23 protein-coding genes and 1 other RNA gene are annotated in these 24,889 nt (G+C 32.2%); 16 read left to right on the top strand and 8 right to left on the bottom strand.

From position 1 onward, the window contains the following. Positions 1-14: 14 nt before the first annotated feature. From ACTPNM_RS11335 to ACTPNM_RS11325, 3 genes are all read right to left on the bottom strand, one after another. On the bottom strand, positions 15-977 hold the full coding sequence (locus ACTPNM_RS11335; RefSeq protein ID WP_440121883.1) for a hypothetical protein: 963 nt from the start codon (positions 975-977) through the stop codon (positions 15-17). A gap of 145 nt (positions 978-1,122) precedes the next feature. Beyond that, positions 1,123-1,434, bottom strand: a complete 312-nt coding sequence (locus ACTPNM_RS11330; RefSeq protein WP_274641006.1) for a DUF6787 family protein — start codon at positions 1,432-1,434, stop codon at positions 1,123-1,125. 82 nt (positions 1,435-1,516) lie between these two features. Then, entirely contained in the window at positions 1,517-2,167 is a 651-nt protein-coding gene (locus ACTPNM_RS11325) for a DUF937 domain-containing protein (RefSeq protein ID WP_274641005.1), read from the bottom strand. Positions 2,168-2,298: 131 nt separating this feature from the next. On the opposite strand from ACTPNM_RS11325, the gene ACTPNM_RS11320 reads away from it, so the two are divergent. Both ACTPNM_RS11320 and ACTPNM_RS11315 read left to right on the top strand, forming a co-directional pair. After that, complete coding sequence (locus tag ACTPNM_RS11320; protein ID WP_274641004.1) at positions 2,299-3,624, top strand: dicarboxylate/amino acid:cation symporter; 1,326 nt, start codon at positions 2,299-2,301, stop codon at positions 3,622-3,624. Between the two features lie 6 nt (positions 3,625-3,630). Then, the gene (locus ACTPNM_RS11315; protein ID WP_440121882.1) at positions 3,631-4,470 is read left to right on the top strand and encodes a sulfurtransferase; all 840 of its coding nucleotides are present in this window, start codon (positions 3,631-3,633) and stop codon (positions 4,468-4,470) included. A 36-nt stretch (positions 4,471-4,506) separates the two neighbouring features. Here ACTPNM_RS11315 and ACTPNM_RS11310 read toward each other — a convergent pair whose 3' ends face one another. The 3 genes from ACTPNM_RS11310 to ACTPNM_RS11300 are packed head-to-tail and all read right to left on the bottom strand — an operon-like array spanning position 4,507 to position 6,336. Beyond that, positions 4,507-5,019: a hypothetical protein gene (locus tag ACTPNM_RS11310; protein ID WP_274641002.1), complete on the bottom strand. Its 513-nt coding sequence runs from the start codon at positions 5,017-5,019 to the stop codon at positions 4,507-4,509. Continuing rightward, a complete protein-coding gene (locus ACTPNM_RS11305) occupies positions 5,009-5,722 on the bottom strand; it encodes a DUF3307 domain-containing protein (protein WP_440121881.1) in 714 nt (237 codons plus the stop codon). Before ACTPNM_RS11305 ends, ACTPNM_RS11310 begins: the two co-directional genes overlap by 11 nt. Further along, positions 5,719-6,336 (bottom strand): SatD family protein, encoded by a 618-nt coding sequence (locus ACTPNM_RS11300; protein WP_440121880.1) that lies wholly within the window; start codon positions 6,334-6,336, stop codon positions 5,719-5,721. Before ACTPNM_RS11300 ends, ACTPNM_RS11305 begins: the two co-directional genes overlap by 4 nt. A gap of 228 nt (positions 6,337-6,564) precedes the next feature. On the opposite strand from ACTPNM_RS11300, the gene ACTPNM_RS11295 reads away from it, so the two are divergent. The 4 genes from ACTPNM_RS11295 to ACTPNM_RS11280 all read left to right on the top strand — a co-directional run bounded on the left by ACTPNM_RS11295 (position 6,565) and on the right by ACTPNM_RS11280 (position 11,773). Then, positions 6,565-8,895 (top strand): ATP-dependent helicase, encoded by a 2,331-nt coding sequence (locus ACTPNM_RS11295; RefSeq protein ID WP_440121878.1) that lies wholly within the window; start codon positions 6,565-6,567, stop codon positions 8,893-8,895. A gap of 47 nt (positions 8,896-8,942) precedes the next feature. Next, the gene (locus ACTPNM_RS11290; protein ID WP_440121877.1) at positions 8,943-9,575 is read left to right on the top strand and encodes a DUF4290 domain-containing protein; all 633 of its coding nucleotides are present in this window, start codon (positions 8,943-8,945) and stop codon (positions 9,573-9,575) included. Beyond that, a complete protein-coding gene (murA, locus tag ACTPNM_RS11285) occupies positions 9,576-10,889 on the top strand; it encodes a UDP-N-acetylglucosamine 1-carboxyvinyltransferase (protein WP_274640997.1) in 1,314 nt (437 codons plus the stop codon). A 119-nt stretch (positions 10,890-11,008) separates the two neighbouring features. Next, a complete protein-coding gene (locus ACTPNM_RS11280) occupies positions 11,009-11,773 on the top strand; it encodes a DUF6503 family protein (protein ID WP_440121876.1) in 765 nt (254 codons plus the stop codon). A 65-nt stretch (positions 11,774-11,838) separates the two neighbouring features. On the opposite strand, the gene ACTPNM_RS11275 is transcribed toward ACTPNM_RS11280, so the two are convergent. Next, positions 11,839-12,030 carry a hypothetical protein gene (locus tag ACTPNM_RS11275; RefSeq protein ID WP_099216630.1) on the bottom strand — a complete coding sequence of 64 codons (192 nt, stop codon included), beginning with the start codon at positions 12,028-12,030 and terminating at the stop codon, positions 11,839-11,841. Between the two features lie 183 nt (positions 12,031-12,213). On the opposite strand from ACTPNM_RS11275, the gene ACTPNM_RS11270 reads away from it, so the two are divergent. The 9 genes from ACTPNM_RS11270 (at position 12,214) to ACTPNM_RS11230 (ending at position 23,158) form a co-directional block, all read left to right on the top strand. After that, entirely contained in the window at positions 12,214-12,789 is a 576-nt protein-coding gene (locus ACTPNM_RS11270) for a nucleotide exchange factor GrpE (protein WP_440121875.1), read from the top strand. A gap of 70 nt (positions 12,790-12,859) precedes the next feature. Continuing rightward, complete coding sequence (dnaJ, locus tag ACTPNM_RS11265; RefSeq protein ID WP_099216632.1) at positions 12,860-13,984, top strand: molecular chaperone DnaJ; 1,125 nt, start codon at positions 12,860-12,862, stop codon at positions 13,982-13,984. A 185-nt stretch (positions 13,985-14,169) separates the two neighbouring features. Then, an RNA gene (gene rnpB / locus ACTPNM_RS11260) (RNase P RNA component class A) lies at positions 14,170-14,479 on the top strand. Between the two features lie 291 nt (positions 14,480-14,770). Then, positions 14,771-17,551 carry a bifunctional aconitate hydratase 2/2-methylisocitrate dehydratase gene (locus tag ACTPNM_RS11255; RefSeq protein WP_440121874.1) on the top strand — a complete coding sequence of 927 codons (2,781 nt, stop codon included), beginning with the start codon at positions 14,771-14,773 and terminating at the stop codon, positions 17,549-17,551. A 190-nt stretch (positions 17,552-17,741) separates the two neighbouring features. Continuing rightward, positions 17,742-20,009, top strand: coding sequence for an aconitate hydratase (locus ACTPNM_RS11250; protein ID WP_440121873.1), 2,268 nt, complete (start codon positions 17,742-17,744; stop codon positions 20,007-20,009). Positions 20,010-20,115: 106 nt separating this feature from the next. After that, entirely contained in the window at positions 20,116-20,787 is a 672-nt protein-coding gene (locus ACTPNM_RS11245) for a Crp/Fnr family transcriptional regulator (protein ID WP_440121872.1), read from the top strand. 76 nt (positions 20,788-20,863) lie between these two features. Then, positions 20,864-21,751, top strand: coding sequence for an anti-sigma factor (locus tag ACTPNM_RS11240; RefSeq protein WP_440121870.1), 888 nt, complete (start codon positions 20,864-20,866; stop codon positions 21,749-21,751). A 112-nt stretch (positions 21,752-21,863) separates the two neighbouring features. After that, a complete protein-coding gene (locus tag ACTPNM_RS11235; RefSeq protein ID WP_440121869.1) occupies positions 21,864-22,562 on the top strand; it encodes a peptidoglycan DD-metalloendopeptidase family protein in 699 nt (232 codons plus the stop codon). A 122-nt stretch (positions 22,563-22,684) separates the two neighbouring features. Further along, positions 22,685-23,158 carry a DUF6495 family protein gene (locus tag ACTPNM_RS11230; RefSeq protein WP_440121868.1) on the top strand — a complete coding sequence of 158 codons (474 nt, stop codon included), beginning with the start codon at positions 22,685-22,687 and terminating at the stop codon, positions 23,156-23,158. Between the two features lie 17 nt (positions 23,159-23,175). Here the strand turns inward: ACTPNM_RS11230 and ACTPNM_RS11225 are convergent, their stop codons facing one another. Then, positions 23,176-23,859: an SIR2 family NAD-dependent protein deacylase gene (locus ACTPNM_RS11225; RefSeq protein ID WP_440121867.1), complete on the bottom strand. Its 684-nt coding sequence runs from the start codon at positions 23,857-23,859 to the stop codon at positions 23,176-23,178. A gap of 296 nt (positions 23,860-24,155) precedes the next feature. On the opposite strand from ACTPNM_RS11225, the gene ACTPNM_RS11220 reads away from it, so the two are divergent. Further along, complete coding sequence (locus tag ACTPNM_RS11220; protein ID WP_440121866.1) at positions 24,156-24,809, top strand: hypothetical protein; 654 nt, start codon at positions 24,156-24,158, stop codon at positions 24,807-24,809. The last annotated feature ends 80 nt before the right edge of the window (positions 24,810-24,889 follow it).

Raw genomic sequence — 24,889 nt, 5'->3', positions numbered from 1 at the left:
TTTGCTCTTTTTATTTAATATACTTCAAAAGTTATAAATAAGTTTTTCTCGGAAGGATTAGGAACCTCTGATATTAACCCATAAATACCTTTATTTAATATGGCTGTAAAATAAGCTTTATTACCAGTAGGCATATCGTTAACTCCACCTAAAAAAGTAACATCAGAAGGCGCAGGTTCAATTAGTCCTTTAGGATCAGCCCAATTCATCCAGTTTTCTAGGTTTTCAAAATCAGTATTGCTTTGTAGTTTTACTAAATTAATATCGTGTCCAACAAAACTTTCGTATACAATTTGATCTTTAAAATGCACTGAAAAAGTACGTTTTCCAGCAAAAATTGAATCTTTTAAAACAATCCCATCAGTACTAGAAATAGTTATGTTAGCATCTGCTTTTGGTTCTGAGTTTCCAGAATCTTTGTCAGATACAACAACATCTTTAACCATTCCCATAGAAGTATGAAATACCCCATTACTCATTTTTACATAACATTCAAGCATGTAATTTCCAGGGTTTAAATAAAGTGTAGTTTCTCCTGTACTTTCAGGAGAAAGTAATCCACTACCACCTAAAAAAACAACTTCGCTAAACCATTCGGGTAAATTAGCAAACTCAGCAAACCCTTCTTTAGCTTTACCTTCATTAATAAGCTTCATAGCTTCATCAAAAACGGGTGCTACATATTTTTTAGCATCCTCTGAATTTTTCCCTTCAGGATACTTATCAATTAGAAAAAAGTGTGTTTGTGGAGATTTATTGATGTAACGAAATGTATTCCAGCCAGAAGGTATGGTATCAGACATTTGAAAATCCATACTTTCTGTAATAATTTCAATTACCTTTTTCTTCTTAATAACTTCTTTTTTAGTTTCAGTAATATTATCAGTTTGTTTCTTCTCTTTTTTACAAGATTGAAAGATTAAAAACGAACAACATATAACTATGAGAGCTAGAGTCTCTTTAAGAAAAGTTTTCATATAGAAATGAGTTTAGTTAGTAATTCTATCTTAAAACTAGGGAAGTAAAAGAGAGGAATTATTATTTAGCTAATAATAACACAAAAATAAAAAATACTTTAGAGAAAAGTATAGGCAAATAACTGATTTTTAAATAATTGAATTATTAGTTTGCTTTTTTGAATAAAAAACTTAGTCCTAACCTACTTAAAAACTTCTTTTCAAACTCCCAAAAGAATTTAAATTGACCAAAAAGCCATCCAACTATAGGTAGTGTGGTTTGATAAATAGGAAAAATAAGTAAAATTCTTAAAGGGTAGTATAACCAAGGAGTCATTGTTTGTGGAGATAGACCCAGTAAGTTAGTAACAGGTTTAGCAACCCACGCGGCAAAAGAACCGTTTATTGCGAAAACTATAAAAATGGCAGCTAAAGCCCAATTGTTTTCTATGCCCCAACGTTGTTTAAGTTTCTCCATAAATCCTAATATCGTGGCAAAAGTAGTTAAAAGAAAAAGGGCAAACAAATGTTTGCCCTTTGATTATATTATAAATGAAAAGTTATTTTTTTCCAAATACTCCTCCTAAAAGTCCTCCTAAAAGTCCACCAGACTTTTGTTGACTGCTACTAGCGTTTCCTAAAATCATTCCAGCTACATCATCAACAATACTACCATCACCATCAGCATCTAATATTTGTTCTAAGAAACTTTGTTCTTTTTGAGCTGAACTACCACCAAGTAAACCACCTAAAAGCCCACTTAAATCACTCGAATTATTTATGTTTTCTTGACGAGATTGCTTACCTAATAATCCCATTAAAATTGGAGCTGCAGTTTTTAAGATATCAGCAACAGCACTAGTGTCCATTCCTGCTTTTTGACCAATAACTTTTTCCACTCCTTGTTGTTTATTTCCTAAAACATGACCTAAAATTTTACTACCATCTTGTAAAACATCAGAGTTAACACCACCATTAAATAAGTCACCTAAATTATCTAAGATTCCACCATCATGCTTGTTTAACGCACTTTTTAAACTTTCAGCACCTTGAGGTGTAGCAGCATTTCGTTGCATTGCTTTCATTAAAACAGGCAATGCCATTGTTAGAACACTACTAGTTTTATTAGTATCTTGTCCTGTAGAGCCAGCAACGCCAGATATTATTGCCTTTCCGGTATCGCTATTTAATAAATCTAAAATTCCAGTCATCTTTTTATTTTAATAAGGTTAGTACTTAGTATCTAATTTATGGGACACAATATACGAACTCAAGGTCACTTTTTTTTAAATAATTCTTTATACCTTACGGCCAGAAAAAAACTAATAGATTAATATATTATATGAAGAAACTTGCACTACACTGGCAAATTTTAATAGGAATGGTTTTAGGTATTTTATTTGGGTTAGCAATGACCTTTGTAGATAATGGAGCATCATTCGTATCTGACTGGATAAAGCCTTTAGGAACTATTTTCGTAAAATTATTAAAGCTAATTGCTGTACCATTAATTATTGCTTCTCTTGTAAAAGGGATATCTGATTTAAAAGATATTTCAAAATTTAAAAATATAGGTTTACGTACCATACTAATATATATAGGTACAACAGTAATAGCTATAACAGTAGGATTACTATTAGTAAATGTTGTACAACCTGGAGATGGTATTTCAGAAGATACCATAGCAAAGTTAACAGCTGATTATGCAAATAGTGAAGGTGTACAAGCTAAAATTGCAGAGGCAAGTAAGCAAAAAGAAAGCGGTCCACTTCAATTTTTAGAAGATATGGTTCCTGATAATGCTATGCAGGCAATGAGTAATAATAAAGCAATGTTACAAGTAATTTTCTTCACCATTTTCTTAGGAATATCAATGTTATTGGTAGGTGAGAAAAATGCTAAACCATTAAAAAACTTCTTTGACTCATTAAATGAAGTCGTGTTAAAAATGGTAGATTTAATAATGTTAACAGCTCCTTACGCAGTATTTGCATTATTAGCAAATGTTGTGGTTTCTTCTAACGATCCAGATTTATTATTAGCATTGTTAAAATATGGATTAACAGTTATAGGAGGGTTATTGTTAATGGTGGCACTTTATATGGTTTTAATAAGTGTGTTTACCAAAAAGAACCCATTGTGGTTTTTACAACAAATTAGCCCAGCACAATTATTAGCATTTTCAACTAGTTCAAGTGCAGCAACATTGCCTGTTACGATGGAACGAGTAGAGGAGCATATTGGAGTTGATAAAGAAGTATCGAGTTTTGTGTTACCTGTGGGAGCTACTATTAATATGGATGGTACGAGTTTATATCAAGCTGTAGCTGCAGTTTTTATATCACAGGCTTTAGGTTTTGATTTAACTTTTGGAGATCAGTTAACAATTATTTTAACAGCTTTGTTAGCCTCAATAGGTTCAGCAGCTGTACCAGGAGCAGGTATGGTAATGTTGGTAATAGTATTGGAGTCAGTTGGGTTTCCAGCAGATAAATTAGCAATAGGTTTAGCTTTAATTTTTGCGGTTGATAGACCGTTAGATATGTGTAGAACAGTTATCAATGTAACAGGTGATGCAACAGTGTCTACTTTAGTTGCGAAGTCTGTAGGTAAGTTAGGAAAACCACATCCACATGAATGGGATGAACATTATGATGAAGTAAAATAGACTTATATGCTTACAGTAAAATCACCTATAGTTCCTGTTGAATGGTTACATAATAATTTAAGTGTAGACAACTTAATAATTCTTGATGCAACTATTCAGAAAGTAGGAACAAAATCAGATGATAAAAAAGAAAAAAAGCAGATTCAAAATGCTGTTTTCTTTGATTTAAAGAATGTCTTTTTAGGTATTGAAGGAGAATATCCTAATACAGTTCCGTCAGAGGAATACTTTGAAAACGAGGTTAAAAAATTGGGAATAGACAATGATAGTTGTATTGTTGTTTATGATGATTTAGGAGTGTATTCAGCACCGAGAGTTTGGTGGTTGTTTAAAGTGTTTGGTTTTGAAAATATCGCAGTTTTAAACGGAGGTTTGCCTGCTTGGAAAGACGCTGGTTATAAAGTAGAGTCCAAAAAAGAAAGAGAACTCTTAACAGGAAACTTTAAAGCTAATCTTAGTAAGGATAAAATAAGTGTTACCGAGGAAGTCTTAAAAGCTTCTCATGATGATAATAAAGTTATTTTGGATGCTCGCTCTAAAGGAAGGTTTTATGCTACGGAACCAGAGCCAAGAAAAGACTTAAGAGGAGGTCATATACCGAATTCTAAAAGTTTGCCTTATGCAGAATTGCAATTAGAGGGAAAGATGAAATCGAAAGAGGAGCTTCAGAAAATATTTTCAGATATGAATCCGAATGAAGAAGAAATGATTTTTTCTTGTGGTTCAGGAATTACAGCGTGTATTTTAGCTTTAGGAGCAGAAGAATCAGGAAGTACTAATTATAGTGTATATGACGGTTCTTGGACAGAGTGGGCTAGTAGACTAGAATTACCTATTGAAAAATAATAGAAATAAAAAAGCCTCTGATCAGAGGCTTTTTTATTATATCAATTTCTTTACTTCTTGCTTTAAAAAGGAGATTGCAGTATTGGCGGGACTTTCTTGTTGAGAATAATCAATTAATACATTTTCTCGTAAATCTTTAGCGGTTTCAGAATCTTCTGCTGTAGAACGAAGCTTTGCTATAATGGCTAATTTAGCAGCAGTAACAGCTTTCCAGCTATCATCAGAAATGTATAGTTGTTGTACTAAATTATGTTCAAATTCTTGTTCTATGTTACCAATTAAAAGTTGTAGATAATTATCAGTATCATCTCCAATAGGGTTAACTCTTAAAAGTAATTTAGAAGGGTTGATACGCTCACAAAATAATAACATACGCTCATAAGCTTGTAGTTTTGTAGGTAAGCTTTCACGCTTTTTTTCAACTAAAGCATTGAATGTTTTTTCTTTATTATCCTGTTCAATAAAGCGACCTAAAATTAGGTAAGCCACACCTCCAGTTACTAATGCTGGTAGGGCATAAGCAAGCCCTTCAATAATTTTATCTTCCATAATGCGAATATACGAGTCCTGTTAAAATTGCCAATCCAAAACTTAATAAAGTTCCAATTAGTACATATTCGGTAAGTTTTCTGTCTTTTGAAGCAGTTAAATCTCCAAACCTAAATATAGATTTTGCTGCTAGTAAAAAGCCGACACCTGCCCATTGGTTAATTGCTATAAAAACAAAAATTAATATACGTTCTAAAAAACCAATGTACCTACCTGCATTGGCTAACGATTGTTCTGTTGATTTATTACCCTTTTCAGGATTCCATTTAGAAATTAATGTATTTATAATGATGGAAGAGGTATAAGTAACAAAAATTAAACAAGTAAAAAGTAATAGGTTTTGCTTAGTTAAAATAGTGTCGATATTAATTTTAAAAGGTGAATAAATATAGGTAGCAAGTCCTAAAAAGAATATATGTAAAGCTTGATCTAAAAAGAAAAATAAGCGTTTGTTTTTTTTCTTTTGAAGATACAGTTTTCCAAGATCAACTAAGTAGTGAGAAATAATTACGAGTAAAATAGTACTCCAATATGTAGAGTTGAATTGTAATAATATTAGTAATAAAATAGCATGAACACCTATGTGGGCATAGAGTTTTACAGATTTTATTTTCTTTTTCTCTTTGTTTTTTACCCAGTTTTTAGGTTGAAACACAAAATCACCTAATAAGTGAGCAATAAGTAATTTTAAGAAGAGTATCATAGGTTAGTTAGTTTCTGATTCATAAGTTTTCTATAACGTTTTTCTAGCTTCATAATTTCATCAAAACCAGAACGTTTTCTTCGTTCGCTAGCACTACTTTCTGAAATAGCTAGTTTTTTAGCAATAACTTTTTGAGTACACTCAGGGTTTTGTAATGACATATATACAAAAGCAGCAGAGTTAGTTGTCCAGCTATCCATTATTAACAAACTTAACCCTAAAGAAACTTCAAACTCTTCGTTAATATCTTTCCAAGGAGTTTTTAAAGCCAAATTTTGCTTTTTAAGTAAATGATCAAAAGCATACCCAGAATTTATAAAAGCTTCACCATTAGCTTCGGTAATTTTATCTGTATCAAAATTTTTATTACCAATACCAATAGCTAAACGAATGTCTAAATCTTTTATTTTCTTAATATTGGTTTTTAGCTTTATGGCATAAAGAAGAGCATCAGCAATATTTTCAATTTCAATTTGAAAACTATCTCCACGAAAAAGTTCCCATGTTTTTGGTGCTTTTCCAATAGAGTTAAAAGACTCCTTTAATAAAGGGAGCCATGTTTCAGCAGAAACACCTCTAGAATTAATAATATCACCAGTAATTACACTTGTCATGCATTTAAATTTTAGTAAAAATAGGTTTTCAAATTGAAAACGCCAAACAATTCGGGTTTTAAAACGAATATTTTAAAATAAGGGTTTTAGGACGAATTTTTGGTTATTCGGGTTTAGACTGAAATTTATCAAATAAAAATTAGTGAATAAAAAAAAGGTTAGAATCTTTAAAAAACCTAAAAGATTGGTTAATTTTCCACTTTTAAAATACTTTCAATTTAATTTCCATTGAATACTTATTTAGAGCAACTTAACGAACCACAGAGAGCAGCTGTTTTGCAAAAAGACGGCCCAATGATAATTATAGCAGGAGCAGGATCGGGTAAAACGAGAGTGCTGACTTATAAAATTGCTTATTTAATGGAGCAAGGCGTAGATGCATTTAACATTTTATCGTTAACATTTACCAACAAGGCTGCTCGTGAAATGAAAGATCGTATTGGTAAAGTAGTGGGGTATAGTGAAGCTAAAAACCTTTGGATGGGAACTTTCCACTCAGTTTTTGCACGTATTTTACGCTCGGAAGCTGATCGATTAGGCTATCCATCAAACTTCACCATTTACGATACACAAGATTCAGTTCGATTGATAACGGCGATTATCAAAGAAATGAATTTGGATAAAGATCGATACAAACCAAAGCAAATTTTAAGTAGAATTTCGTCTTTTAAAAACAGTTTAATTACGGTTAGAGCTTATTTTAATAACTCTGATTTACAACAAGCCGATTTAGAAGCAAGCAGGCCTAGAACAGGTGATATCTATAAAGAATATGTAGATAGATGTTTTAAATCTGGAGCTATGGATTTTGACGATTTACTACTGCGAACGAATGAATTGTTAGCTCGTTTTCCAGATGTTTTAGCAAAGTATCAAGATCGTTTCCGATATATTTTGGTAGATGAGTACCAAGATACCAACCATTCGCAGTATTTAATTGTACGTGCGTTGGCTGATCGTTTTCAGAATATTTGTGTGGTAGGAGATGATTCACAAAGTATTTACGGATTCCGTGGGGCAAATATTCAAAATATCTTAAACTTCCAGAAGGATTACCCAGATGTAAAAACGTTTAAGTTAGAACAAAACTATCGTTCAACAAGTAACATTGTACGTGCTGCGAATAGTGTTATTGATAAGAATAAAACCAAGCTAGATAAAGAAATTTGGACAGCAAATGATGCAGGAGATAGTGTAAAAGTAATGCGTACAATTTCTGATGGAGAAGAAGGACGTTTTGTAGCGCAATCTATTTGGGAAAACCAAATGAATCATCAGTTAACTAGTGATCAATTTGCCATTCTATACCGTACCAATGCACAATCGAGAGCTATAGAAGATGCGTTACGTAAAAAAGATATTAAATATAAAATTTACGGAGGTATTTCATTCTACCAACGTAAAGAAATTAAAGATTTACTATCGTATTTGCGAATTTTAATCAATCCGAATGACGAGGAAGCGTTAAAACGTATCATCAACTATCCGGCAAGAGGAATAGGAGCTACTACATTAGATAAATTAACAATTGCGGCGAATCATTATAAAAAATCAATGTTTGATATTTTAAAGAATATCAGTACGATTGATATTAATATCAATTCTGGAACCAAAACAAAGTTGCAGAACTTTGTAAATATGATTCAGCGTTTTCAAATAGAAGCACAAACAAAAAATGCTTTTGAAATAGCTGATTTGGTGGTGAAACAAACGCAGTTGGTTAAAGATTTACAAAAAGACGGAACGCCAGAAGGAGTTAATAAAGTTGAAAACGTTCAAGAACTTTTAAACGGAATAAAAGACTTTATAACCGATAAGATAGAAACAGGTGAAGATGCTTCGCTAACGTCATTTTTAGAAGATGTAGCACTAGCAACTGATTTTGATTCTGATAAACAAGACGAAGAACCTAGAGTTTCATTAATGACGATTCACCTATCAAAAGGATTAGAATTTCCTTACGTATACATTGTAGGTTTAGAAGAAAGTTTGTTTCCATCAGCAATGAGTATGAATACTCGTAGTGAGTTAGAAGAAGAACGTCGTTTATTTTATGTGGCGTTAACAAGGGCAGAAAAAGGAGCCTATTTGACTTATGCACAAACACGTTATCGTTGGGGTAAATTAACCGATGGAGAACCTAGTAGATTTTTAGAAGAAATTGATGATCAGTATCTAGAATACTTAACTCCCAAAGTGCCAGAACCATCAGTTAATAGATTTATAGACGCTAGCCTGTTTGAAGATGATTCTCCAAAGAAAATACGTTTTCAAAAACCAATTCAAAAAAAGAGAAAAGAATTCTTAGCTAAGAAGGAAAAGCCTAATATGGTTCCTCCAAAAAGTAAAATGAAAAAGGTTTCAGAAATGAGCCCGAAAATGAATTTGTTTGATGGAGAAATTACAGTAGGAAACGTAGTAGAACATAACCGTTTTGGCACTGGAAAAGTAGTAGCTTTAGAAGGGAAAGGTCCCAATAAAAAAGCAGAAATAGAGTTTAGTACCGTAGGTAAAAAGAAATTATTGTTACAATTTGCAAAATTGAAAGTAATCGGGTAAGTTAATTCATAATAATTACCTATTTTGCATAGATAAAATATAGAGAAATGACGTTTGATTTAGAATACAATTCGAAAAGATCCAAATTAATTATCCCAGAATATGGGAGACATATACAAAAGTTAGTGAACCATTGTATCGCTTTAGAAGATAAAGAAGAAAGAAATACAATGGCTAAGGCTATTATTGACGTTATGGGGAATTTGCAACCTCATTTACGAGATGTACCTGATTTTAAACATAAACTTTGGGATCAATTACATATAATGGCAGATTTTCAATTAGATGTTGATTCTCCATACGAAACACCTTCAAAGGAAGAGCTACAAGAATCTCCTGAGCGATTGCCATACCCTAAATCAGCATCAAAGTACCGCTTTTATGGAACAAATATCCAAACCATGATTGATGTTGCATTAACATGGGAAGAAGGAGAAATGAAAGAAGCTTTGGTGTTTACCATTGCCAATCATATGAAAAAATGCTATTTAAACTGGAACAAAGATACAGTTGAAGATAGTGTTATTTTTGATCATTTGTATGAGTTATCTGATGGGAAAATAGATATACGTAATACAGAAGAAGAGCTTACAGATAGTAAGAGCTTACTAAGAAAGAGAGGTGGTCAAGGACAGCATAAATCAAAAGGAAAAACAAATACTAAATACAGAAAAAAGTAAATGGCATCATTTAAAATAGAAGGAGGTCACAAGTTAAAAGGAACAATAACACCACAGGGAGCAAAAAATGAAGCATTACAGGTAATATGTGCGGTGTTATTAACGTCAGAAAAAGTAATTATAAACAATGTTCCTGACATTATTGATGTTAATAAACTGATTTTTATTTTAGGAGAATTAGGGGTTAAAGTAGAAAAGCTCTCTAAAAACTCGTATAGTTTCCAAGCAGATGATATCAATTTAAAATACCTAGAGTCACCAGAATTTAAAAGGGATGGAAGTTCTTTAAGAGGGTCTATTATGATTGTTGGTCCTTTATTAGCTCGTTTTGGAAAAGGATATATTCCACGTCCAGGAGGAGATAAAATTGGACGCCGTCGTTTAGATACTCACTTTGAAGGGTTCATTAACTTAGGTGCTAAGTTCCGTTATAATCGTGAAGAGTATTTCTATGGAGTAGAAACTGAAACAGGGTTAGTAGGAGCTGAAATGCTGTTAGATGAAGCTTCAGTAACAGGTACCGCAAATATTATTATGGCTGCAGTACTAGCTAAAGGAACTACAACAATATATAATGCAGCTTGCGAACCATATATTCAACAATTATCAAAAATGTTGAACTCTATGGGAGCAAAAATTTCTGGTGTAGGATCTAACTTACTTACAATTGAAGGAGTAGAGTCATTAGGAGGTTGTGAACATACCATCTTACCAGATATGATTGAAATTGGTAGTTGGATAGGTATGGCAGCTATGACTCGTTCTGAATTAACAATTAAAAATGTAAGTTGGAATGATTTAGGTCAAATTCCTAATGTATTTAGAAAGTTAGGAATTCAACTAGAAAAAGTAGGAGATGATATCTTTATTCCAGAACAAGATAGTTATGAGATTCAAAGTTATATTGATGGATCAGTACTTACGGTAGCAGATGCACCATGGCCAGGATTTACACCAGATTTGTTAAGTATTGTTCTAGTAGTAGCTACACAAGCAAAAGGAACAGTGTTAATTCATCAGAAAATGTTTGAAAGCCGTTTGTTTTTTGTCGATAAATTAATCGATATGGGAGCAAAAGTAATTTTATGTGACCCACACAGAGCTACAGTAATTGGACATGACTTTAAATCTCAGTTGAAGGCAACTAAAATGACTTCACCAGATATTAGAGCAGGTATTTCTTTATTAATAGCAGCATTATCTGCTAAAGGAACAAGTATTATCAATAATATAGAACAGATTGATAGAGGTTATGAAGATATTGAAGCACGTTTAAAATCAATTGGAGCTAAAATTGAAAGAATTGATGATTAAAAAAGTAACATCGAGAAATAAATATAAATCCCAAATCAACTGATTTGGGATTTTTTTATGATTAAAGTGTAATTGAAGTATGTTTATTTCGACTTAATGGATTAATTTTAATCAATATTATGAAAACAAGAATCATACTTACAGTATTATTATTTCAGGTAACAATTTTTACAGCCCAGGAGAGTTCCCAAACTTTTACATCATCAATAGAAAAAGCTCATAAAAAGAATGTATTTATGGGGAAGAAATACCTTAAATATACAATTGATATAACTTTTGGAGGAAAAAAACATTTAAAAGGTGTTATAACACAAGAACCAGGAGGAGGTAAAATAAAAATAGAAAAAGAAGATGGTTCATTAATTATTTTTGATGGAAAAGAAGTGTATGCATTAGGAGTAAATAAAAAGGATATGGCAACAGCTCGTTTTGATATTTTTACATGGTCATATTTTTTAGGCTTACCATATAAACTTAACGATCAAGGAACTATTTGGTCTAATTTTAGTGAAAACAAATGGGGAACTGAAAATTTTACAACAGGTAGACTGACTTTTGAATCTGGTACTGGTGATGCACCTGACGACTGGTACGTGATATATAAAAACCCAAAAACAAATATTTTAGAAGGAGCAGCATATATTGTAACCTTTGGTAAAGGAAAAGAAAAAGCAGAAAAAGAACCTCATGCTATTAAGTATAATCAAATTGAACAGGTTAATTCAATACCAATTGCTACAAATTGGACATTTCATATGTGGTCTTTAAAAAATGGATATGAAGAACAAATAGGAGAGGCAAAACTATCTAATATAAAATTCCTTAAAGAAGCAGAATTTATTGTGCCTACAAAAGCAAAAATAGTTAGCGTTGTACCAAACTAGTTAGGAATAAGAAATAAAAAAGCTGTTATCGTTTAGATAACAGCTTTTTTTTTATGTTTTAACTTTTACATTTCTTCACTACAAGTATATTCTTGTGTACAAGCAAAATATTGATGACAATAAATAGGGCCTGTAACGCTTCCAGAGCAATCACATCCACATTTACTAAGATCAATAGCAGCACCACCTGTTAAGTTCTTTTGTTGATTTTTTGAAAGAATTGTAACTCCTGAAATGTTTAAAAAATTCTGTTTCATAATGAGGGACTTTTTATGTTATAAATTAATTAATAAAAATTTCTTAAATATATAATTTTGAGATGTTTGTACAAAAGATAAATGTACTTTTTTGTATGACAGATATAAAATAATATTTACAATGTCATTATGACACATTTTTTTTATTGGCAGTATTCTTGTTAATCAAAAAGTGTTAAATACATGAAACGATTTACAATGAGTAAAGATCAATATACAAAAGAAGACGAAATTAACGACGCTATTAAAAATGGCGATTTAGGAGAGAATCAAGAAGAAACTCAGGAAAATAAAGAGGTTGAGGCTAAAGAAGAGCCAACAGCAGAAGAATTAATTCAAGCTGAAAAAGATAAATATCTACGATTATTTGCAGAGTTTGAAAATTACAAAAAACGTACTTCAAAAGAACGTATTGAACTTTTTAAAACTGCAAGTCAAGAATTAATGACAGCTTTACTGCCAATTATGGATGATTTTGATAGAGGTTTGGCAGAAATTAAAAAAACAGAAGACTCTGAACTGTTAAAAGGAATGGAACTTATTAATAACAAGTTTAAAAACACCTTAACTCAAAAAGGATTAACAGAAATAGAAGTAAAACCAGGAGATGATTTTGATGCAGAAGTTCATGATGCAATAACGCAAATACCAGCACCTTCAGATGATTTAAAAGGAAAGATTATTGATTGTGTAGAGAAGGGATATAAGTTAGGAGATAAAATTATTCGTCACCCTAAAGTAGTAATGGGGCAAGCGTAAAACAATCATCATTAATACAATTATTAGTAATTATAATAACTGTTTACTAATTAATTGAACATTGAAAGTTATGGCAAAACAAGATTATTACGAAATATTAGGAATATCAAAATCAGCCTCAAAAGCTGAAATCAAAAAGGCATATCGTAAGATGGCAATCAAGTACCATCCAGATAAGAACCCTGATGATAAAGATGCTGAAGAAAAATTCAAATTAGCTGCAGAAGCTTATGAGGTATTAAGTGACGATAATAAAAAAGCACGTTACGATCAGTACGGTCATGCTGCTTTTGAAGGAGGTCATGGAGGCTTCGGTGGTGGCGGTATGAATATGGATGATATATTTAGCCAGTTTGGAGATATTTTCGGAGGAGCCTTTGGTGGCGGTTTCGGTGGTTTTGGTGGTGGAGGTCACCGTCAAGCACGAGTAAAAGGTAGCAACTTACGTATTCGTGTAAAACTAACCTTAGAAGATATTGCTAAAGGAGTTGAAAAGAAGGTAAAGGTTCGTAGAAAAGTTCAAGCCGAAGGAGTAACGTACAAAACCTGTTCAACATGTAATGGAAGCGGGCAACAAATGCGTGTAACCAATACTATTTTAGGAAGAATGCAAACTGCTACTACTTGTAGTACTTGTCATGGAGCAGGAGAGATGCTAGACAAAAAGCCAAGTGGAGCAGATGCACAAGGGATGGTAGTAAAAGAAGAAACCGTTTCTATCAATATTCCAGAAGGAGTAACAGAAGGAGTACAATTAAAAGTAGGAGGAAAAGGAAATGAAGCTCCAGGTAAAAACTCAATTCCAGGAGATTTATTAGTGTTAATTGAAGAAGTACCACACGAAAACTTAAAACGTGAAGGAAGTAATATTCACTATGATTTATACATCAACTTTTCAGAAGCAGTTTTAGGAGTATCGAAAGAAGTAGAAACAGTTACAGGAAAAGTAAAGATTAAGATTGAACCAGGAACGCAATCAGGTAAAATTTTACGTTTAAAAGGAAAAGGATTGCCAAGTATTGAACGTTATGGTCATGGAGATTTCTTAATTCACATAAATGTATGGACTCCTCAAGAATTAACTAAAGATCAACGTAAGTTTTTCGAGGAAATGCAAGAAGATGAGAACTTTAGCCCGAACCCACAGAAGTCGGACAAATCTTTCTTTGAAAAGGTTAAAGATATGTTTTCTTAAAAAAATCATAAAAAAGATAATTTTTTTTAAATAAAATTTTTTTTAAACGAAAAACAGTTATATATTTGCAGTGTCTAGGAGACGTTCTAGACACTTTTTCTTTTTCATAGCAATTTTCCCACTCAATTCTTTTGAGTGGGTTTTTTTATGAATAGAGGTGTGAACTTTTATTTGACAACAATATAATAGCAGACCTATCTTATCGACTTATAGAAAATATAAGTAGGAAAGTCTGGACACCATAGAGTAGCATAGCGGATAACATCCGTCCGGTGTAAACCGAGGACAAGTGCAACAGAAAGAATGTACAGGTAATGCTGTAGTGAAACCAGGTAAACTCTATGCGGTGCAATGCCATGTACATTAGAGCTCGAGCGCTACTCGCGCGATTCTAAGGGGTAGGCAGATTGATTCTGAGAGTAATTTCAGAACTAGATAAATGATAAGAGCCTTATTTATAAGGAACAGAATCCAGCTTATGGGTCTGCTTTTTTTCCTATTTAGAATCATTATACTATTTTTTTCTAATCTCTTTAAAATACCAAATTATCAATTTGATAATTATATGGTGTTTTTATAGTTGTTTTTTTGAGATGTTTTTAAAAACAAGGCTTTCAAATTAAATTAATTTTCTTTTTGGACTGTTTTGTTGTTTATTTTTAAAATTAAGGTTAAAATATTACTTTTGCTAAGCAAAAATTAACAGGAAAAAGCTGTAATAACCAGTTTTAATATATATAGTAGTTTTTACTATTTCCTTCAAAATATTTTAAACAAAACTTTTTTATGAACACATACTCAGATTACCTAAAGGAGATTGAAGTAAGAAAAGGTCAAGGTCTTCACCCCAAACCTATCGATGGAAGTGAATTGTTAACTGAAATCATCTCACAAATTAAAGATGAAAACAATCCACACAGAAAAGATTCTCTTAATTTCTTTATTTATAATGTTTTACCAGGTACAACAAGTGCTGCTGCTGTAAAAGCAAAATTTTTAAAAGAGATTATTCTTGGTGAATCTGTAGTGGAAGAGATTACTCCATCTTTTGCTTTAGAGCAGTTAGGACACATGAAGGGGGGAGCTTCTGTAGAAGTTTTACTTGATTTAGCATTAGGTAGCGATGCTGCAATTGCTGAAGAAGCAGCAAAAGTATTAAAGACTCAAGTATTCTTATATGAAGCAGATACAGAGCGTTTAGAAGAAGCATACAAAGCTGGTAATAAAATAGCAAAAGAGCTTATCGAAAGCTATGCACAAGCAGAGTTTTTTACTAAGCTTCCAGAAATAGAAGAAGAAATTAAAGTAGTTACATATATAGCAGGTGTAGGAGATATATCAACAGACTTATTATCACCAGGTGCTGATGCACACTCAAGATCTGACCGTGAATTACATGGGCAATCAATTTTTGAGCATAATAAAGATATGCAAAATGAGTTGTTAGCACTTAAAGAGCAACATCCAGATAAACGTGTGATGTTAGTTGCTGAAAAAGGAACTATGGGAGTAGGTTCTTCTAGAATGTCAGGTGTTAATAACGTGGCTTTATGGACAGGTGTAGAATCAAGTCCGTACGTTCCATTTATCAATATTGCCCCAGTAATTGCAGGTACTAACGGAATTTCTCCAATTTTCTTAACTACAGTAGGTGTAACAGGAGGTATTGGTATTGATCTTAAAAACTGGGTAAAGCAAAAAGATGCTGAAGGTAATACGATTGTTGATGAAGATGGAGAGCCAGTTTTAAAACAAGAGTATTCTGTAGAAACAGGAACAGTTTTAACTATCAATACAAAAACCAAGAAATTATATAACGGAGATAAAGAATTAAAAGACATCTCTACAGCATTAACCCCACAAAAAATGGAGTTTATAAAAGCTGGAGGTTCTTATGCTGTTGTTTTTGGTAAGAAATTACAAACATTTGCAGCTAAAGTATTAGGGATTGATGTACCACAAGTATATGCTACTTCTAAAGAAATATCTGTAGACGGACAAGGATTAACTGCAGTTGAAAAAATATTCAATAAAAATGCAGTAGGAACAACTCCAGGAAAAACATTACATGCAGGTTCTGATGTTCGTGTAGAAGTTAATATTGTAGGTTCTCAAGATACTACAGGTTTAATGACTTCTCAGGAATTAGAAATGATGGCTGCTACTGTTATTTCTCCAATAGTTGACGGAGCTTACCAATCTGGTTGTCATACAGCTTCTGTATGGGATGATAAGTCAAAAGCAAACATTCCAAGGTTAATGAAATTTATGAATGACTTTGGTTTAATTACAGGGCGTGATCCTAAAGGACAATATCCTGCAATGACAGATGTAATTCATAAAGTGTTAAATGACATTACAGTAAGTGATTGGGATATTATTATTGGAGGAGATTCTCATACACGTATGTCAAAAGGAGTTGCCTTTGGAGCTGACTCAGGAACTGTAGCATTAGCTTTAGCAACAGGTGAAGCAACAATGCCTATTCCACAATCAGTTAAAGTAACGTTTAAAGGAGACATGAGAAGTTTCATGGATTTCCGTGATGTTGTACACGCAACACAACAACAAATGTTAAAGCAGTTTGACGGAGAAAATGTTTTCCAAGGAAGAGTTATTGAAGTACATATCGGAACCTTAACAGCTGACCAAGCCTTTACATTTACTGACTGGACTGCTGAAATGAAAGCTAAAGCTTCTATTTGTATTTCAGAAGATGAAACATTAATTGAATCATTAGAAATTGCTAGAGATCGTATCCAAATCATGATTGATAAAGGAATGGATAACGAAAAGCAAGTATTAAAAGGTTTAGTAGAAAAAGCAAATGCAAGAATTCAAGAAGTTAAAACAGGAATTAAGTCAGCATTAAAACCTGATGCAGATGCAAAATACTACGCAGAGGTTGTTATTGATTTAGATGAAATTGCTGAACCAATGATTGCTGATCCTGATGTAAATAACGAAGATGTATCTAAACGTTATACACATGATACAATTCGCCCATTGTCATTCTATGGAGGGACTAAGAAAGTAGATTTAGGTTTCGTAGGATCTTGTATGGTGCATAAAGGAGATATGAAAATCTTAGCTCAAATGTTAAAGAACATTGAAGCACAAGAAGGTAAAGTAGAATTCAATGCTCCATTAGTAGTAGCACCACCTACATACAATATTGTAGACGAGTTAAAAGCTGAAGGAGATTGGGAAGTATTACAAAAGTATTCAGGATTTGAGTTTGATGATAATGCACCTAAAGGATTAGCACGTACAAAGTATGAAAACATGTTATACTTAGAGCGTCCTGGATGTAACTTATGTATGGGTAACCAAGAAAAAGCTGAGCCAGGAGATACAGTAATGGCTACATCAACACGTTTATTCCAAGGAAGAGTTGTAAAAGATTCTGGAGAGAAAAAAGGTGAATCTCTATTATCTTCTACACCAGTAGTAGTATTGTCTACTATTTTAGGAAGAACACCTACTATGGAAGAATATGAAAAAGCAGTAGACGGTATTGTTTTAACAAAATTTAAACCATCTCAAAAACAACTAGTAATTTCATAGTTAAATAAAACTATTAGTTATAATATAGAAGCCCGAGTGTTAAAGCTCGGGCTTTGTTGTTATTAATTAATTTCTGTATAAAACTCTACTATAGAAAAAACTTATTTAAACTTATTATAATTATATAGTTACTCCATCTTTTGTACTGTTTTTTTTGGTAAATTCGTACAGCAACAAAAAAATTACATATATGGCTTTTGATATTAATATGATAAAAGAGGTATACAATAAAGTAGTTGAACGAGTAGATGCTGCTCGTGAAATTACAGGTAAACCTTTAACATTAGCAGAGAAAATTTTATACACACACCTTTGGGACGGAAATCCAACGAAAGCATTCGAAAGAGGAAAGGATTATGTTGATTTTGCCCCAGACCGTATTGCTTGTCAAGATGCAACAGCCCAAATGGCGTTATTGCAATTTATGCAAGCAGGAAAAGATAAAGTAGCAGTACCAACAACGGTACATTGCGATCACTTAATTCAAGCAAAAGTAGGTGCTTCAACAGATTTACAAACAGCATTAAATAACTCAAACGAAGTATTTAACTTCTTAGAGTCAGTTTCTAATAAATATGGAATTGGTTTCTGGAAACCTGGAGCAGGTATTATACATCAAGTAGTATTAGAAAATTATGCATTTCCAGGAGGAATGATGATTGGTACAGATTCTCACACGGTGAATGCAGGAGGATTAGGAATGGTGGCGATTGGAGTAGGTGGAGCTGATGCAGTAGATGTAATGGCAGGAATGCCTTGGGAATTGAAGTTTCCTAAGTTAATAGGTGTAAAACTAACAGGTAAATTATCTGGTTGGACAGCACCTAAAGACGTGATTTTAAAAGTAGCAGAAATTTTAACCGTAAAAGGAGGAACAGGTGCTATTGTAGAATATTTTGGACCTGGAGCTACTGCAATGTCATGTACAGGTAAAGGGACTATTTGTAACATGGGTGCGGAGATTGGAGCAACAACCTCTACTTTTGGTTATGATGAGTCTATGGAGCGTTATTTACGTGCTACTGATAGAAACGATGTTGCTGACGCAGCAAATGAAATAAAAGGATACTTAACGGCAGATGCTGAAGTGTATGCAAACCCTGAACAATATTTTGATCAGGTAATTGAAATTAACTTATCAGAATTAGGGCCATTATTAAACGGACCTTTTACTCCTGATTTATCTACTTCTGTTGGTAAAGAAATGACAGAAAAAGCACAAGCAAACGATTGGCCTTTACAAGTAGAATGGGGGTTAATAGGTTCTTGTACAAACTCTTCTTATGAAGACTTATCACGTGCTGCTTCTATTGCACAGCAAGCTATAGATAAAGGATTGAAAACTAAAGCAGAATTTGGTATTAACCCAGGTTCGGAGCAAGTACGTTACACAGCAGAAAGAGATGGAATCTTACAAGTTTTTGAAAATTTAGACGCTAAGATATTTACCAATGCATGTGGACCGTGTATTGGACAATGGGGACGTTATGAGGATCCTAAAAATGCACCTAAAAATAGTATTGTTCACTCTTTCAATCGAAACTTTGCTAAACGTGCTGATGGAAATCCAAATACACATGCTTTTGTAGCTTCACCAGAATTAACAGCAGCCATTGCCATTGCAGGACGCCTAGATTTTAATCCATTAACAGATAAACTAATTAATGAGAATGGAGAAGAGGTAATGTTAGACGAACCTACAGGTTGGGAATTACCTCCAAAAGGATTTGAAGTAGATGATAATGGATATTTAGAGCCAGAGGCTGATGGAAGCCATGTAGAAATAGTAGTAAACCCTAATTCAGAGCGTTTAGAGTTGTTAACTCCGTTTGAACCATTAGGAGATACTATTAAAGATGCTAAATTGTTAATCAAAGCTCATGGAAAGTGTACAACTGACCATATATCTATGGCTGGACCTTGGTTACGTTATCGTGGACATTTAGATAATATTTCTAACAATATGTTAATTGGAGCTGTAAATGCTTTTAACATGAAGACAAACTTCGTAAAAAATCAGTTAACAGGAGAGTATGATGCTGTGCCTAAAGTGCAGCGTGAGTACAAAGCAAAAGGAATTAAAACAGTTGTAGTAGGAGATCATAACTATGGTGAGGGGTCTTCTCGTGAACATGCAGCAATGGAACCACGTCATTTAGGAGTGGCAGCTGTGTTAGTAAAATCATTTGCACGTATTCATGAAACAAACTTGAAAAAACAAGGGATGTTAGGGTTAACATTTGATAATGAAGCTGATTACGATTTAATTCAAGAAGATGATACGTTTAACTTCTTGGACTTAAATGAATTTGCACCAGGAAAGCCATTAACTATTGAAGTGGTTCATGCAGATGGTTCAAAAGATATCATTGTAACTAATCATACCTATAACAAAGGACAAATAGAGTGGTTTAAAGAAGGCTCAGCTTTAAACTTAATCAAAAAACAAAATGCTTAATAAATAGTATTTTAAATATTAATAGTATAAAGGCTCTGGAGTTTTCCAGAGCTTTTTTTGTAATGCGCTTTTAATTTTTTCGACTTAAAATTTAAAAGTAAAAACTATGAGTGCACTTTGGTACTTTGAGGATGTTAACTTGTTTAAAATATTGTGTCCCCACAAATATCCTGCTTTTAAAGAAAACCACACACTGAATAAATATAAAAAGAAAGATTATATCTATTTTGAAGAAGATGCTGCAAATAAAATTTATTTAATAGATAAAGGAAAAGTAAAAATAGGGTATTACACAGAAGAAGGTGAAGAAGTAATCAAAGCAATACTAACTAAAGGAGAAATATTTGGTGAAAAAGCAATTTTAGGAGTTGAAAGACGAAATGAGTTTGCTCAATCTATAGATAATGCAACAGAAATTTGTCCTGTATCTAGAGAAACCATGTATTCATTAATGAGAGATAATGTATCTGTAAGTTTTAAGATTTACAAATTTATAGGATTGCGAATAAAAAGATTAGAGAGAAGACTTCAATTATTATTATTTAAAGATACACGTACTCGCTTATTAGAGTTTTTTAAAGAGTTGTGTGAAGAATATGGGCATGAATGTGAAAAGACAGGAGATCAAGTAATAGAACATCCATACACACAAAAAGATATTGCTAGCTTAATAGGAACATCAAGGCCAACATTAAATACTTTAATGAATGAGTTAAAGCAAGAAAAAGTCATTGATTTTAACAGAAAAGAAATACGATTACTTAATAAAGTAGCGTAAGTGTAAGCTAGCTAACATTTTAATAGAAAAGGGGTAGGTAACTTTGTTTTTGTATAAATTCAAAATTACAAAAACAATGAAAAAAATACTTTTAACAATAGCAGCAGTAAGTGCGTTAACTTTTGTTGCTTGTAGCGATGATGACGATAACACCCCAAAGACATCAAATTTAAGTTTAAATGTTAATGGTTTAGAAAACTTAGGAGCTGACTATGTGTACGAAGGTTGGATAATTGTTGGAGGTTCGCCATTATCAACAGGTGCTTTTAATGTAAATGATTCAGGAGAATTATCTAAAAGTTCTTTTGTAGTAGATTCAGATATGCTATCAGCGGCATCTACCTTTGTTTTGACAATTGAACCAACGAACGATCCAGACCCATCACCATCAAGTACTAAAATTTTAGCAGGAGATTTTTCAGGAAATAGTGCTTCTATAAACTCGAACATTGTTGGAGATTTTAGTAGTTCTTGGGGGAAATTCATTTTAGCTACACCAACAGATGGAGAAAACACAAACGAAAGAAGTGGTGTTTGGTTTTTAGAGCCAGGAATGCCACCACAAGTAGGTTTAGGATTACCAGAATTAGATGAAGGATGGAAATATGAAGGTTGGGCTGTGATAAATGGAGTACCAGTTACTACAGGTAAATTCACAAAACTTGCTGCAACAGATGAGTTTGATGGCTTTAGTGGGCCTATGGATTTACCAGCACCAAATGGAGCTGATGGATTTTTCCCAGGAGAAGATTTCTTGCTAAATGCTCCAGACGGAGTAACTTTTCCAACTGATTTAAGAGGTTCAACTATTGTAATTACAGTAGAACCAAATCCAGACAATAGTCCAGCACCTTTTACTCTTAAACCATTAGCTAAAAAAGTAGCTGACGATGCTCAAGATCATGTTGCTATAGATTTAGGAGTTGGACCATTGGTAACTATTACAGGAACCGTTTCAAGATAACAGAAAACTGTATCATAGTGTTTAAAATTAATTAATACGCTTAATTCCCCTTATATTTTAAGAGTAATCAATTATTTTTGGTTACTCTTATTTTATATATAAAATTCATTTTATGAAAGACTTTTTAAATAATATATCTCAAAAACCATTACATATAGTTGATACGAGTATACCTTTTAGCGAATACATTCCAATTTCAATAGCAGCATCTAACGAAGAATTAAGTTTTGATGTTTCTTCATCAAAAGAATGGGAGGCTTATTTAGAATATTATTTTTCAAAACATAAAAAAACAGTTGCTTTTGGAGGATATTTGGAAGTAAGAGATATTTATAGTAGAAGTGAGCATTTTAATAAACTATCAGAAGAAAACCAACGAAATATTCATTTGGGAATTGATTTTTGGTGTGATGCAGGTACAGATATTTTAGCTGTATTAGATGGGGAAATTCATAGTTTTAAAAACAATTTAAACTATGGAGATTATGGGCCAACAATTATTGTAAAACATTCAATAGAAGGAAATGAGTTTTATTCATTATATGGTCATTTATCATTAGAATCTTTAGAAGACTTATCAGTTGGTACAAAGGTTAAAAAAGGGGAGAAGATAGGAACTTTAGGAGATAGTTCTGTAAATGGAGATTATGCTCCTCACTTACATTTTCAGTTAATGATAGATATTGAAGATTATAAAGGAGATTATCCAGGTGTTTCTTCAAAAAAAAGCCTAGGTTTTTACAAGGAAAATTGTCCTAACCCTAATTTATTACTAAAATTGCCAAATGAAACAAACATTAATAAATTTTAAAATTTTCTTTATAAAAGATTTTTTTTAAAATTTTTAATGAGAGAACGAGTGGAGCGAGTGGTTGCAAACGTTCTTAATTTTATAATTATAATATATCAATTAATAAAAAAAACTTAAAACGTTTGAAATATAGACAACTTACAAAAGAACAGTTTGAAGGATTACATGAAGAATTTGCTCGATTTTTAGCATCTCAAAACATTGATAAAAAAGAATGGGATGAACTAAAAAAAGAGAAACCAAATGTAGCAGAAGATGAAATGAATGTATTTAGTGATGTCGTTTGGGATGATGTATTGACTAGAACAGCGTACTTAGAACATTTTTCTCCAAACTTAGTAAATCTGTTTAAATGTGAAGAAAAGGAAATACATCGTATTGTAATAAAAATAGAAAAAGATATTAATGTTTTGGAGCAAGAAGGGTTTGAGTGGTTACTAAAAAATCCAAATGATGAAGCAATTGAGTTTTTAAGAGGCTCAAAAGCATATCAAGAAGAAAGAAATGTTGAACTTTTTGATTTGATTGAAAAAGGAAGTAACATCTCTAAAGGAGAATTGTATGAGTATTTTGACCGATTAACATCAAATTCATAAAACTTAGATGCTAAGCTTTATTTTAGCATAGTAATTAATTTATCAGTACCAGAACTAGCAACGTCTTCAATAATAGTTAAGTTATTGAAGGCGTTTTTATTTACAGCAGGTTTAGGATCTATAAAATATATAGGTGTATTATGCTGTACATAATTAACCAAACTAGCAGCAGGATATACTTGCATAGAAGTTCCTATAATCACTAAAATATCTGCTTGTAAAGTAATTTCTGCAGCTTTTTCCAAAAGAGGAACATCTTCACCAAACCAAACAATGTGTGGGCGTAATTGAGCATTTTCTTCGCATACATCACTTATAGCAATATCTTTATTCCAATTATAAACAAGATGTTTGTTTTTGGTACTACGAGCTTTTAATAGTTCGCCATGTAAATGTATTACATTTTTGTTTCCTGCTCTTTCATGTAAATCATCTACGTTTTGAGTAATAATATCAACTTCAAAATCCTTTTCTAAGGAAACTAAATTGTGATGTGCTTTATTAGGAGAAACTTTTAAAAGTTGTCTTCTACGTTGATTGTAAAAGTCTAATACTAATTCAGGATTAGCATGAAACCCTTGTGGAGAAGCTACTTCATAAATATCATGACCTTCCCATAAGCCATCAGCATCTCTAAAAGTTTTTATACCACTTTCAGCACTAATACCAGCACCTGTTAATACAACCAAACGTTTTTTCATAGATAAAAAAATAAAGTTTTAAAAATAGAAAAATTTATTATGTATGTTACTTGATTAATTAGGGTTTGTAGACCTATTTAAAGATTCCTTTATTTCTTTTCAAAAGCGATAATATAAATAGTTTTTCTATTTTTTTTGTTTTGCATACTTGTTTATGTATTTGAAACCCTAAAAAGATAATTTTTCAGTACTTAAGTAAACTCCAAGAAAAAATTACTCTAGCTTTTCTAAGAATTTAGTAACTTTATCTGTAAGCATAAAAAGACCTAAAAAGAAGATAACATAAATCAGTAAAAATGAAATTATCCATAAAGTTTATAATATTACTATCGATTACAGTTGTCGCACTTAATAGTTGTACAACAACTCAATTAGTTGAAGATTGGAAAAACCCAGAAATAGATTCGCTATCATTAACCAAAGTGTTAATTATTGGTATGACTCCAAATTTAGAGGCTAGAGATAAGTTCGAAGAGTTACTAAAAAAGGAGTTTGAATCTAGGGATATTGCAGCTGTACCAAGTTTAGATATTTTTGAGCCAAAATTTAGAATGGAAGGGAAAACAGAAGAAGAATTAAAACATATAGAAAATGTTTTAACAGCAAACTTTTATGATGCAGTACTTTATACTAAGGTGGTAGGTGTAGAAGATAGAAAAATCTTCTCAGAAAAATATAAAGAAAAAAAATACCTAGATGTAAAGTTTAAGGAAGATTATTATAATCACCGTGAAATTCTAGAAGACCCCAATTATTATGAAAAATATAAAATATACAAAGCTGAAACCTCTTTATATTGTATTTGCCCTACAAAAGAACGAGAGTTAATTTGGAAGGGATATATAGATATTATTGATCCTAAGTCTATAGAAGAAACTGTAAATGATTATGTTAATTTATTGATTCTTGCCCTAGAAGAAAGACAACTTATTAGTAAAAAATTAAATTAGGCTTATTTTCTCTTTGAGTACTTGTTATACCATTTTAATTTAGTTGTGAATAGAGTTTACTGCCTTTATTAAAAAAGAAC

It is taken from the genome of Tenacibaculum sp. Ill, assembly GCF_051938915.1.
Lineage (GTDB): Bacteria > Bacteroidota > Bacteroidia > Flavobacteriales > Flavobacteriaceae > Polaribacter > Polaribacter larymnensis.
Note: the sequence above shows the minus strand (reverse complement) of the source record. Positions and strands in the feature narration are given on the sequence as shown.